The organism is Vicinamibacterales bacterium (assembly GCA_035699745.1).
In the GTDB taxonomy this organism is placed as follows: Bacteria; Acidobacteriota; Vicinamibacteria; order Vicinamibacterales; family 2-12-FULL-66-21; genus JAICSD01.
Genome location: DASSPH010000100.1, coordinates 1 through 12,615 on the forward strand (window position 1 = coordinate 1; position 12,615 = coordinate 12,615).

Genomic DNA, 12,615 nt, shown 5'->3' on the forward strand with positions numbered 1-12,615 from the left:
CTCACACCCCCAGACCGGTCGGCGGCGCTTAGCGCTTCTTCCCGCCCTTTTTCTTGCCGCCCTTTGCGCTCTTCTTCGCCATTTGTTCCTCCTTGGAACGTTGGCAGTCTCAGCTGTTACCGGTGACCAGGGGTTACAACAGGTGGGCTGAGCGATCCACCCTCATACAAGATGTAGATTATGGATGAGAACTTCGCACTGTCAAGCACAAAGTGGGTGTGAATGTCAAAAAATCGCGATCCTGCAAACAGTTTCGGTTGCGGTGCGACGGAACTGTAGCGAGCGGCGGCGATCGCGCGCGACTACTTCACCGCGCGCAGCCGGTTCAGCGCGCGCGACGCGGCGCTGCGCGTGTCGGCGCCGCCGCCGAACCACGCGCGCGCGGCGCGATAGCCGGCGATCGCCTGCTCGGTGTGCCCGAGCCGCTCGTGAATGCGCGCCGCTTCGTAGTGAGCGGCGGCGGCGATCGGCCCCGGCGCGTCGCGCGCGCCGCGGATCGCGACGTCCAGCTCGGCGAGCGCGCGCTCGTCGTCTTTTGCCGCGAGCAGCGCGCGGGCGTAGCGGTAGCGCGCGACCGGATCGGCGGGATGGAGCGTGAGGCTGCGAAGCAGCAGGGACTCCGCTCCGGCCACATCCGATTTCTCCAGACGGCGCCAGCCCTCGAGCGACAGCCGGTACGCTTCGGCGCGCCGCGCGTCGGGCGCGCGGCGCGTCCGATCCGACGCCCGGCGGCGGATCGCGTCCGGGTCGGGCGACGGCGCGCTCTGCACCGCCAGGCTGTAGGCGGCGAGCGCCGCGTCGCGGTGGCCGAGGCGGTCTTCCGCTTCGCCGAGCGCGAGGTAGGCGGCCGCGACCGCGCCTGAGGGACGCGGCGGCTTGTCCGCGAGGATCGGCCGCAGATGCTCGAGCGCCTGGTCGGTCTGGTGCATCGCCTCGAGCTGACGCGCGATGCCCAGCCGCGCCAGCGTCGCGGCGACCTCCGGTTCGTTCACCCGGCCGTCGCGCGCCGCGGCGAGCAGACCGCGCCAGGTCGCCAGGCTCGCGGTGATGTCGTGCTCGTAGCGATCCTGCACGTCCGCGAGCTGCGCGCGGAACAGCGGGTTGCCCGGATAGCGATCCGCCAGCGACTCGAGCAGCTCCGCGGCGAGGTCGGCGCGCTTTTCGTACCAGAGGTAGAGGACGTGCAGCTGATAATCCGCCTCCCCCTGGAGCAGCTTGCCCTGCGTTCGCGCCCGCCGCATCTGCGCCAGTCCCTCGGTCTTGTCGCCGCCGGGCAGGAGCAGCAGGAAGCGGAGGATCTTGGCCGCCGCGGGGGCGACGTCGGCGTAGTACTGATACAGCCCGATGCCGAAATACGCGTCGTCGAGCTGCGGATCGAGGGCGATCGCGCGCTCGAGCGCCTGTTTGATTCGCTTGCCGTCGCGCGCGGCGGCGACCTTCTCATCGCGCAGCACCCGCCACTGCACGCGGGCCGCGTAGGCGCCGCCGGCGTAGAAATGCGCTTCCGCGCTCGTCGGTTCGCGCTCGGTCCAGGCCTCGGTCGACTCGATCGCGCGTTCCACCTCGGCACTGAACTGGGCGTCCAGCGCGCGGCTGTGCGGGTCGAGCAGGATGCGCCACCAGGTGGCGGTGGCGGCGAGCACGTCGCACGCTTCCGCGGGCGCCGGGCCGCACGCGCGCTTCAACTCGCCGGCGACCTCGTCGAACCGCGCGTCGAGAATCGCGTCGTAGACGCGGACCAGTCCGGCCAGGCCTGTCAGCGGCGCCGCCGAGACCGGCCGTGCCGTCAGCACCCACCACGCCCCGAGCACCGCGCACCAGGCAGCCATGCCCCGGCGCCCGGCACTTCGCACCCGCACCGGCACCCGCACCGGTGCGAGCCTCATGTGACGCTGGTGCGAAGCTGCTGCTTTTCGGCGTGGCGCTGGAGCGCGAGCGCGATCAGCCGGTCGAGCAGCGCCGCGTAGTCGACCCCGGAGGCGGCCCACAGCTTGGCGAACATGCTGATCGTGGTGAAGCCGGGGATGGTGTTCACCTCGTTCAGGAACAGCCCGTTGTCGGCGCGCGACAGCAGGAAGTCCACGCGCGACATGCCCGCGCCGTCGATGGCCTTGAACGCTTCGATCGAGAGCCGCTGCACGCGGCGGGTGACATCCGGCGGCAGATCCGCGGGAATCACCGAGCGCGATCCCTCGTCCAGATACTTCGACTCGTAGTCGTAGAACTCGCGCGAGGGAATGATCTCACCGGGCACGGACGCTTCGGGATGGTCGTTCCCCAGCACGGCGCACTCGATCTCGCGCGCGTCGGGCACCGCGGCTTCGATGACGATCTTGCGGTCGAAGCTGCCCGCCAGCGTCATCGCGGCGTCCAGCTCCTGCGCGTCCTTCGCTTTCGAGATCCCGACGCTCGATCCGAGGTTCGCCGGTTTCACGAACATTGGATAGCCCAGCGCGCGCTCCAGCTCCGCGCCGAGGCCCGCGCGATCCTCCTCCCACTCGTAGCGGAGGACGACGCGGTACGGGCAGAGAGGGAGGCCGCGTCCGGCAAACGCGACCTTCATCATGCCTTTGTCCATCCCCACGGCTGACGCCAGGACCCCCGCCCCCACGTAGGGAATGTTCGCCAGCTCGAGAAGACCCTGGATCGTGCCGTCTTCCCCGTACGGGCCGTGCAGCATCGGGAAGATGACGTCGAGCGAGAGTCCGGTCACGATCGCGGACGGCACCTCCGCGTCGCGGCCGCCCGAGCGATCGATCGAGAGGATCGTCTCGCCGCTGGGCCGAGCCACGAAGTGGACCTCGCGTCCCTCCCGCGCCGGCCGCGCCGCCTCGAGGCGGGCCTGCTCGATCACCTCCCCGGCGACCATGGTCGCCGGCGGCTTGTCGGCCAGCGCCCAGCGCCCGTCCTTCTCGATCCGGATCGGGACCGGCTCGTATCGCGTTCGGTCGAGGTGTGCGAACACCGACGCCGCAGACGCCAGCGATACCTCGTGCTCGCCGGAGCGTCCGCCGTACAACACGCCTACGCGCAACCGTTTCACGGCTGTCAGGATACAGTACCGATGACACGGCGGAAGACCGAAGACGGCAGGCGGAAAACAGAAGATCGATGATCGCGTTCGAGATCACGCATCGGGAAGGGCACGCGCGGCGGGGCGTGCTCGAGACGCCTCATGGGGCCGTCGACACGCCGGCGTTCATGCCCGTGGGCACGCGCGGCGCCGTGAAGGCGATCACGCATCGGGATCTCGAGGACGTCGGCGCGCAGATCATCCTCGGCAACACCTACCACCTGCACCTGCGTCCCGGCGACGATCTCATCGCGCGGGCCGGAGGGCTGCACCGGTTCATCGGCTGGGATCGGCCGATTCTCACCGACAGCGGCGGCTATCAAGTGTTCAGCCTGTCGGCGCGCCGCAAGGTGAGTGAAGACGGCGTCGAGTTCCGATCGCACCTGGACGGAGCGTTGTGCGCGCTGACGCCGGAGAAAGCGACCGACATCCAGGCACAGCTCGGGTCGGATATTGCGATGGTGCTCGACGAGCTGATCGGGTCCGAGGAGCGAGGTTCGAGGAGCGAGGTTCGAGGGTCGAGGAGCGAGGGTCGAAGCGCGATGGAGCGCTCCGTCCGGTGGGCGCGGCGCGCCCGCGAACGGCTGCTCCGGCTGCGTCACGATCCGCGATCCGCGCCGGAGGTGATCGTCACCAATCCGGCCCAGGCACAGTTCGGGATCATCCAGGGAGGGACCGATCTCTCCCTTCGCACCGAAAGCGTGCAGGCGACGGTCGAGGTCGGCTTCGAGGCTTACGCCATCGGGGGGCTCAGCGTCGGTGAGCCGGTGGAGGTCATGTACGACGTGGTCGGCCACACCGCGCCGCTGCTGCCCGCCGATCGGCCGCGTTATCTGATGGGCACCGGGCTGCCGGACGACCTGGTCGAGTGCGTCGCGCGCGGCGTCGACATGTTCGACTGCGTGCTGCCTACCCGCAACGCGCGCAACGGCCAGCTCCTCACCAGCCGCGGCGTGCTCGTCATCAAGAACGCCCGATACGCCGAGGATCAGGCCCCGCCGGACCCGGACTGCGGCTGCTACACCTGCCGGACCTTCAGCCGGGCATATCTGCGGCACCTCTACATGGCCCAAGAAATGACCGCCGCGACCCTGCTGACGGTCCATAACCTGTGGTTCTACCTTGACTTAATGCGCCGCATCAGGGATGCTATCGGTTTCGGTTCGTTTGGAAAACTCCGCCAGGAGTTTCAGCAAACCTTCTCCCGACGATGACATATTTAATAGCGATGGCGGCTCCGGGCCAGAGCCCGGGAGGGTTGTGGCAGTTTCTGCCGTTCGCCCTCATCCTGGCAATCTTCTATTTCCTGATCCTTCTGCCCATGAGGCGGCGGCAGAAGAAGATCCAGGAGTTCCAGGGGGCGCTCAAGGTCGGGGACAAGATCGTGACCACCAGCGGGATCTACGGCCAGATCACCAAGGTGAACGACAAGTCCGTTCAAGTCCAGATTGCCGACAAGGTGCGGATCGAGATCGCCCGCGCCGCGGTCGGCGGCTATCAGGGTCAGGATCCGGTCGTCGCTCCGGACAACGCGTAAGGCAGTTTTACCTATGTACAAGAACCTTCGCTGGAAGCTCCTCACCATCTTCGCGGTCCTCGTCGTCTTCGGCGGACTCGGCGTCTATCCGCTCGTCGCGCAGCGCTACCATCTGCCGCTGCCGGGCTGGGTCGAGGCCAAGATGTTGAAGCTGGGTCTCGACCTCAAGGGCGGCGTGCACCTCGAGATGCGCGTCAACACCGACGACGCGCTGAAGATCACCACGACCTCGGTGAGCGAGCGGCTGCGCGACGCAATGAAGGCGGCGGGCGCTCCCGATCTGAACATCAGCGTGACCTCCCCGACGACGTTCCGCGTCGAAGGCGTGCCGCAGGCCAACGACTCGCAGTTCCGCGCCTCGGCCGACGAGATCGCCGGCGAGAACTACGATCGCAACCCGCTCGCCGGCGGTGCCTACGAGTTCCGGATGAGGCAGAGCGCCGAGCGGACCCTGCGCAACGACGCCGTCGAGCAGGCGATGCAGACGATCGATCGGCGGGTCAACGCGCTGGGCGTCACCGAACCGAGCATCGCGCGCCAGTCGAGCGGCGAGCGGCTCCTGGTCCAGATGCCGGGCCTGACCGACGTCGCCCGCGCCAAGGAGATCATCCGCTCCACCGCGATCCTCGAATTCCGGCTGGTCGAAGCGGGACCGGCCTCGAAAGAGGATCTGCTGAAGCAGTACAACGGCACGCTGCCCGGCGACATGGAAATGCTTCCCGGCTCCGGCGCCGAGTCGGGTCAGTTCTACGTGGTCAAGAAGATCGCGACGGTCACCGGGCAGGATCTGCGCGTCGCCAGGCCGGGGCTCGACGAGAACAACCAGCCGGCGGTCCTGTTCGAGCTGAAATCGCAGGGAGCGGTGAATTTCGGCAAGCTCTCGGGCGAGAACCTCGGACGCTATCTCGCGATCATCCTCGACAACCGCGTCATCTCGGCGCCGCGGCTCGAAGGGCGGATCACCGATTCGGGCCGCATCTCCGGCGGCTTCACCTCCGAGAGCGCGAACGACCTCGCGCTCACGCTGCGCTCCGGCGCGCTGCCCGCCTCGCTGACCTACCTCGAGGAGCGGGTCGTCGGGCCCAGCCTCGGCGCGGACTCGGTGCGCGCCGGCGTGATCTCGTCCGCGGTCGGCCTGCTCCTCATCCTGATCTTCATCGTCTGGTACTACAAGCTCGCCGGGGTCAACGCGGTGATCGCGCTGGTCTTCAACCTCGTCATCCTGCTCGGGCTGATGGCGTACTTCGGCGCGACGATGACGCTGCCGGGGATCGCCGGCTTCGTGCTCACGATGGGCATGGGCGTCGACTCGAACGTGCTCATCTTCGAGCGCATCAAGGAGGAGCTCGAGGCGCAGCGCGGCGTGCGCGCCTCGATCAACGCCGGCTTCAGCCGCGTCTTCCTGACGCTGCTCGACACCCACGTCGCGTCGCTGATCGCCGCCGCGTTCCTCTTCCAGTTCGGCACCGGACCGATCCGCGGGTTCGCCACGACGCTGTCGATCGGGCTCTTCGTCAATCTCTTCACGTCGATCTTCGTGTCGAAGACCCTCTTCGAGCTCGAGCTCTCGCGGCGCAAGACGCCGTCGATCAGCATCTAGGACCGTCATGAGAATTTTCAAGAATCCCAATTACGACTTCGTTCGCTGGACCTGGCACGCGCTGGTGCTGTCGTGGGTGATCATCCTCGCCGGCGGCGTGTACATCTGGAAGAACGGCATCCCGAAGGGGGTCGAGTTCTCGGGCGGCACGATCGTGATCGTGAAGTTCGATCAGGTGCCGAATCTCGACCGCATCCGGACGGCGCTGCCGGACGGCGCCAACGCAATCGTCCAGACCTACGGTCCGGATACATCGCGGGAAGTGATGATCCGCGTGCCGTCGGCGGGCGCGGAAGCGGGCGCCTCCCTCAGCGCGCAGGCCGAGGCGGTGGTTGCCTCGCTGAACAGCGCCGGCCTCGGCCCGATCGCCGGCACCTGCTCGCCGCAGAAGCCGTCCAACTGCCTCTCGGGCACGGAGATCGTCGGCCCGACGGTCGGCCGCGAGCTGACCCGCCGCGGCATTCTCGCCACCGTGTTCGCGCTGGCCGGGATCCTGGTCTACATCGCGCTGCGGTTCCGGATCAGCTTCGCCGTGGGCGCGGTCATCGCGACGATCCACGACCTGCTGATCACGCTGGTGTTCCTCGCCGTGTTCCAGTACGAGATGAGTCTCAACGTCGTCGCGGCGCTGCTGACCATCACCGGCTATTCGATGAACGACACCATCGTCATCTTCGACCGGGTGCGCGAGAACATGCGCTCGATGCGCCGCGACGACCTCGCGACGGTGATCAACACGGCGGTGAACCAGATGATGGACCGCACCGTGATCACCGGCGGCTCGACGCTGCTGGCGGTCACCGCGCTCTATTTCTTCGGCGGCGAAGTGCTGAAGGGGTTCGCCTTCACCATGATCGTCGGGATCATCACCGGCACCTATTCGAGCGTGTTCATCGCCGCGGCGATCGTCCTGCTGTGGCAGAGAAGGTCCCACCGCAAGGCCGCTCCGGCGGCCCCGGTCGCGCCGGTCGCGCCGGCGAAGAAGTCCACCAAGCGCCGCGCATCGTGAGTGTCCGGAGGGACTGCGCTCCCGTCGGCCTCCGCCCTCGACGGCAGGCAGCGCCGGCTGCGGCGTGACGTCGCCGGATCCGGTCAGCGGCGCGGACGCGCCGGGACCACACGCGAGCGGCGCCCGGGTCGGAACGTGAGATGAATTGGTTCGCGGCAGCGCTGCTGGGCATCGTCCAGGGGCTGACTGAGTTTCTTCCGGTGTCGTCCACGGCGCACCTGCTGCTCGGCGCGCGGCTGCTCCGGTTCGACGATCCCGGCGGCGTGTTCACCGTGATGATCCAGCTCGGCTCGATCCTCGCGGTGATGTGGCTCTATCGCGCGAAGCTCGTGCACGTACTGACGAACCTGCCGTCCGATCGCGACGCGCAACACTTCGCGCTGATGATCGTCGTCGCCTTTCTCCCGGCGGTCGTCGCCGGGCTGCTGTTTGCCGGCTTCGTCAAGAGCGTTCTCTACGAGAGCCCGGCGGTCATCGCCGTGTCGTTCATCGCCGGCGGGATCGTCATGCTGGCCGTGGAGCGCCTGCGTCCCGCCCCCGCGATCATGAACGCCGAGCACACGCCGCTGATGCGCGCACTGGGCATCGGCGCGTGCCAGGTGCTGGCGCTGATTCCCGGCGTCTCCCGATCGGGCGCCACCATCGTCGGCGCGATGGTGCTGGGGCTCGATCGCGCCGCCGCCGCGGAGTTCTCCTTCTTTCTCGCCATGCCGACGATGATGGCCGCCTTCGCGCACGATCTGCTCGAGGCGCGTCAGCACCTGAACGTGGAGCGCGCCGAGGAGATCGCCATCGGATTCGTGTTCGCGTTCATTGCCGCGGCGATCGTCGTCCGTCCGTTCCTGACGGTCGTCCGGCGGGTCGGCTTCGTGCCGTTCGCCTGGTATCGCATCGCCGCGGGAGCCCTCATCCTCGCGGCGCTGTTCATGGGGCTGCGCTGACCGTGTTCCAGTGGCTGCGGCGCAGTTTCATCGCGGGGTTCTTCGTCACCGTCCCGCTGTTCATCACGGTGGCGGCGATCCTGTGGCTGTTCCGCCTGGTCGACGGCCTGGTCGGTCCGCTCTACATCAAGCTGCTCGGCCCGGAGCTGATCCCGCCCGGGCTCGGCATCGCGACGACGGCGGTGGCGCTGCTCGTGGTCGGCGCGATCGCGACCAACGTGGTGGGGAAGCGGCTGCTGCAGCGCGCCGAGTGGCTGCTGCTGCACGTGCCGCTGTTCCGCAGCGTCTACGCGCCGGTGAAGCAGCTCGTGGTCGCGTTTTCGCCGGACAACGAATACGGATTCAAGCGCGTCGTGCTGATCGAGGACTCGGCGCGGGGGCTGCTGCTCGGCTTCCTGACGAAGGAGTTCACCATCGACCGCGGCCAGGGGCCCGAGGCGCTGATCGCGGTCTACGTGCCGACCAACCACCTCTACCTGGGCGACATCGTCATCTGCCCGCGCGACAGCGCGTCGTACCCGGACATCACCGTCGAGCAGGGCATCCGCATTTTCCTGACCGGCGGGATGGCGCTCGCGGGGCGGATCCGCGCCCGGCGGGGGGACGACCGGGTCGGAGATTTCCGGGTGTGATTAATAGGTATAATCCGGTGTTTTGACTGCTTCCGACACTTCAACACATATGACCATCAGATCCGACCGAGCGTTCTCCGTCCAGCTCCGCACCCTCGCCCTGCTCGCCGCGCTGTTGATGACCCCGATGGCGATCGCCGACGCGCACGCGCAGGCGCCGGCCCCGGGGGGGGCGCCGGCGGCGCAGGCGCCGGTTCCGAGCGGCGGCGGCGAAGCCAACCTGGTGCTGCCGGATCTCAGCACCGAGTCGTTCCAGGGGATCAACGGTCGGACGCTGCTGATGGCCGGCCTTCTCGTCTGCGTCGCCGGCCTGGCGTTCGGCATGATCATCTTCGTCCGGCTGAAGAACATGCCGGTGCACCGCTCGATGCTCGAGGTCTCGGAGCTGATCTACGAGACCTGCAAGACCTACCTGATCACGCAGGGGAAGTTCATCCTGCTGCTCGAGCTGTTCATCGGCGTCATCATGCTGTTCTATTTCGGCCGCCTCGCCGCGACGGTCGATCCGGTCACCGGCGCGGAGACGCACGGATTCCCGCCGTTCAAGGTCGCGGTCATCCTGCTCTTCAGTCTGATCGGCATCGCCGGCAGCTACGGCGTCGCCTGGTTCGGCATCCGCGTCAACACGTTCGCGAACTCGCGGGCGGCATTCGCCGGGCTCCGCGGCATGCCGTATCCGATCTATGCCATTCCGCTGCAGGCGGGGATGAGCATCGGGATGCTGCTCATCAGCGTCGAGCTGCTGATCATGCTCTGCATCCTGCTGTTCATCCCGGGGGACTACGCCGGCTCCTGCTTCATCGGTTTCGCCATCGGCGAATCGCTCGGCGCGGCGGCGCTCCGCATCGCCGGCGGCATCTTCACCAAGATCGCCGACATCGGCTCCGATCTGATGAAGATCGTCTTCAACATCAAGGAAGACGACGCGCGCAACCCCGGCGTCATCGCCGACTGCACCGGCGACAACGCCGGCGACTCGGTGGGCCCGAGCGCCGACGGCTTCGAGACCTACGGCGTCACCGGCGTGGCGCTGATCTCGTTCATCCTCCTCGCCGTCACCAGTCCGGCGGTGCAGGTGCAGCTGCTGGTCTGGATCTTCGTGATGCGGGTGATGATGATCATCGCCAGCGGCGTCTCCTACCTGCTGAACGAATCGATTTCCAGGGCGCAATACGGCAGCGCGCAGAAGATGAACTTCGAGGCGCCGCTGACCCGTCTGGTGTGGCTGACCTCGATCGTCTCGGTGGCGATCACCTACGTGGTGTCCTACCTGCTCATCCCGGTGGTCGGCGGCGACAGCTCGCTGTGGTGGAAGCTGTCGACGATCATCACCTGCGGCACGCTGGCCGGGGCGATCATTCCCGAGTTCGTCAAGGTCTTCACCTCCACCGAGTCCGCTCACGTGAAGGAAGTGGTGATCTCGTCGCGCGAAGGCGGCGCGTCGCTGAACATCCTGTCCGGCTTCGTCGCGGGGAACTTCAGCGCCTACTGGCTCGGGATGAGCATCGTCGGGCTGATGGCGATCGCGTACGGCGTCAGCACCCAGGGACTCGGCGGCGACCCGGCGTCGCCGCTGATGATCGCGCCGGCGGTCTTCGCCTTCGGCCTGGTGGCGTTCGGCTTTCTCGGCATGGGGCCGGTGACGATCGCGGTCGACTCGTACGGGCCGGTGACGGACAACGCGCAGTCGGTGTTCGAGCTCTCGGTGATCGAGACGCTGCCCAACATCAAGGCGGAGCTCAAGAAGGACTACGGCTTCGACGTGAACTTCGAGCGCGCCAAGCACCTGCTCGAGGAGAACGACGGCGCCGGCAACACCTTCAAGGCGACCGCCAAGCCGGTGCTGATCGGCACCGCGGTGGTCGGCGCGACGACGATGATCTTCTCGATCATCGTCGTGCTCACCCAGCGGCTGCAGCCGCAGTTCCTGCAGTACCTCTCGATCCTGCACCCGCCGTTCCTGCTCGGTCTGATCACCGGCGGGGCGATGATCTACTGGTTCACCGGCGCGTCGACCCAGGCGGTGACGACCGGCGCTTACCGGGCGGTCGAGTTCATCAAGGCGAACATCCGGCTGGACGGGATCGAGAAGGCGTCGGTGACGGACTCGAAGAAGGTGGTCGAGATCTGCACGCAGTACGCGCAGAAGGGGATGTTCAACATCTTCCTCGCGGTGTTCTTCGGCACGCTCGGGTTTGCCTTTCTCGAGCCGTACTTCTTCATCGGCTACCTGATTTCCATCGCGCTGTTCGGCCTCTACCAGGCGATCTTCATGGCCAACGCCGGCGGCGCGTGGGACAACGCCAAGAAGATCGTCGAGGTGGAGCTGAAGCAGAAGGGCACGCCGCTGCATGCCGCGACGGTAGTCGGCGATACGGTCGGCGACCCGTTCAAGGACACCTCGTCGGTGGCGCTCAACCCGGTCATCAAGTTCACCACGCTGTTCGGCCTCCTCGCCGTCGAACTGGGGGTGCAGCTGGGGCGGGACTACGGGACGGGCCTCAGCCACGTCCTTTCGGCGCTGTTCCTGGCGGGTTCGGCATTCTTCGTTTTCCGGTCGTTTTACGGGATGCGTATCCGCACCGGGGCCTGACGCCCGGCCGGCATGGCACATATCTGAAATACGCATGGCTGGTGTCGAAAATGGTCAGCCATATACGAGAAAACGGTGTCTAAGAGTTCCAAGAGGTTCGTTGACACCCGTTTTTGCTACTGACTATAATTCGCGGTCTTGCGCCGCTTGCTGAGGGTGAGGAGGGGTAGCCGTGCCGCGTGACATGTTCGGCGACGTCGTGGATCCGACGATCAAGCTCGGATCGCAGAAGTGGTATACGGTCCCGCTCTCGGTGCTGGCGCACATCGTCATCTTCGGGGCGATCATCATCATTCCGTTGATGGCGACGGATGTGCTGCCGACCCCCCCGTCCATGATGGCGTTCGTGGCGGCCCCGCCGCCTCCGCCGCCGCCGCCGCCGCCGCCACCCGCACCCGCGGCCGCGCAGCCCAAGGTGCAGCCGGTGACGGTCAACCCCAATGCCGCGCCGATCGAGGCGCCGAAGGAAATCAAGCCGGAAGTGTCGGTGCCGAGCGTCGGTGAAGGCGTGCCCGGCGGTGTCGAGGGCGGCGTCCCGGGCGGCGTCGTCGGCGGCGTCGTCGGCGGGCTGCCCACTGCGCCTCCGCCGCCGCCCCCCCCGAGCGCGCCGGTGCGCGTCGGCGGCAACATCAAGACCCCGACGAAGACCAAGGACGTCAAGCCGGTCTATCCTCCGATCGCGCAATCGGCGCGCGTGCAGGGGGTCGTCATCATCGAAGCGACCATCGGCCCCGACGGACGGGTCAAGGACGCGAAGGTTCTCCGCTCGATTCCGCTGCTCGACCAGGCGGCGCTCGACGCGGTGTGGCAGTGGCAGTTCACCCCCACGCTGCTCAACGGCGTGCCGGTGCCGGTCATCATGACCGTCACGGTGAACTTCACGCTGCAGTAGGGCAGAGGTAATTCCACCGGAGGCTTTCCTTCTTACAAAGGATCGGGGCTGATGAATTTCATTGAGATGTGGGAAGCGATGGGGCCGATCGCCAAGGGGATCGGCGTTATTCTGGTGATCATGTCGATGATCTCGTTTGGCGTGGCCATCGAGCGCATCTACACGTTCACGCAGGCGCGCAAGCAGTCGAAGCTCTACGCGCCACAGGTGGCGAAGCACCTGAAGGACGGCCGTCTGAAGGACGCGATCGCGATTTCGTCCTCGAAGAACTACCGCTACAGCCACCTCGCCAAGGTCGTGCTCGCCGGGCTGCAGGAATACCAGTTCCAGCAGGAAGC

General features: G+C 67.0%; 11 protein-coding genes. 9 read left to right on the plus strand and 2 right to left on the minus strand.

Annotated features, from left to right (window positions below):
- Positions 1-302: 302 nt before the first annotated feature.
- Complete coding sequence (locus VFK57_23360; protein ID HET7698674.1) at positions 303-1,829, minus strand: tetratricopeptide repeat protein; 1,527 nt, start codon at positions 1,827-1,829, stop codon at positions 303-305.
- Positions 1,830-1,882: 53 nt separating this feature from the next.
- Entirely contained in the window at positions 1,883-3,043 is a 1,161-nt protein-coding gene (locus VFK57_23365; protein ID HET7698675.1) for a D-alanine--D-alanine ligase family protein, read from the minus strand.
- A 68-nt stretch (positions 3,044-3,111) separates the two neighbouring features.
- Here VFK57_23365 and tgt point away from each other — a divergent pair, with 68 nt between their 5' ends.
- The 9 genes from tgt to VFK57_23410 form a co-directional block, all read left to right on the plus strand.
- Positions 3,112-4,287, plus strand: a complete 1,176-nt coding sequence (gene tgt, locus VFK57_23370; protein HET7698676.1) for a tRNA guanosine(34) transglycosylase Tgt — start codon at positions 3,112-3,114, stop codon at positions 4,285-4,287.
- Between the two features lie 14 nt (positions 4,288-4,301).
- Positions 4,302-4,610, plus strand: coding sequence for a preprotein translocase subunit YajC (gene yajC, locus VFK57_23375; GenBank protein HET7698677.1), 309 nt, complete (start codon positions 4,302-4,304; stop codon positions 4,608-4,610).
- 13 nt (positions 4,611-4,623) lie between these two features.
- The gene (gene secD, locus VFK57_23380) at positions 4,624-6,210 is read left to right on the plus strand and encodes a protein translocase subunit SecD (GenBank protein ID HET7698678.1); all 1,587 of its coding nucleotides are present in this window, start codon (positions 4,624-4,626) and stop codon (positions 6,208-6,210) included.
- Between the two features lie 7 nt (positions 6,211-6,217).
- Positions 6,218-7,219, plus strand: coding sequence for a protein translocase subunit SecF (secF, locus tag VFK57_23385; GenBank protein HET7698679.1), 1,002 nt, complete (start codon positions 6,218-6,220; stop codon positions 7,217-7,219).
- A gap of 140 nt (positions 7,220-7,359) precedes the next feature.
- Complete coding sequence (locus VFK57_23390; GenBank protein ID HET7698680.1) at positions 7,360-8,160, plus strand: undecaprenyl-diphosphate phosphatase; 801 nt, start codon at positions 7,360-7,362, stop codon at positions 8,158-8,160.
- A gap of 2 nt (positions 8,161-8,162) precedes the next feature.
- A complete protein-coding gene (locus VFK57_23395; protein ID HET7698681.1) occupies positions 8,163-8,792 on the plus strand; it encodes a DUF502 domain-containing protein in 630 nt (209 codons plus the stop codon).
- A 49-nt stretch (positions 8,793-8,841) separates the two neighbouring features.
- On the plus strand, positions 8,842-11,385 hold the full coding sequence (locus VFK57_23400) for a sodium-translocating pyrophosphatase (protein HET7698682.1): 2,544 nt from the start codon (positions 8,842-8,844) through the stop codon (positions 11,383-11,385).
- 172 nt (positions 11,386-11,557) lie between these two features.
- Positions 11,558-12,277, plus strand: a complete 720-nt coding sequence (locus tag VFK57_23405) for a TonB family protein (GenBank protein ID HET7698683.1) — start codon at positions 11,558-11,560, stop codon at positions 12,275-12,277.
- Positions 12,278-12,328: 51 nt separating this feature from the next.
- Positions 12,329-12,615, plus strand: a 287-nt coding sequence (locus tag VFK57_23410; protein ID HET7698684.1) for a hypothetical protein, incomplete at its 3' end; no start/stop codon positions are given.

Coding starts and splice junctions, on each gene's coding strand:
- VFK57_23360 (HET7698674.1), bottom strand. CDS start 1,829: ATGGCTGCCTGGTGCGCGGTGCTCGGGGCGTGGTGGGTGCTGACGGCA.
- tgt (HET7698676.1), top strand. CDS start 3,112: ATGATCGCGTTCGAGATCACGCATCGGGAAGGGCACGCGCGGCGGGGC.
- yajC (HET7698677.1), top strand. CDS start 4,302: ATGGCGGCTCCGGGCCAGAGCCCGGGAGGGTTGTGGCAGTTTCTGCCG.
- secD (HET7698678.1), top strand. CDS start 4,624: ATGTACAAGAACCTTCGCTGGAAGCTCCTCACCATCTTCGCGGTCCTC.
- secF (HET7698679.1), top strand. CDS start 6,218: ATGAGAATTTTCAAGAATCCCAATTACGACTTCGTTCGCTGGACCTGG.
- VFK57_23390 (HET7698680.1), top strand. CDS start 7,360: ATGAATTGGTTCGCGGCAGCGCTGCTGGGCATCGTCCAGGGGCTGACT.
- VFK57_23400 (HET7698682.1), top strand. CDS start 8,842: ATGACCATCAGATCCGACCGAGCGTTCTCCGTCCAGCTCCGCACCCTC.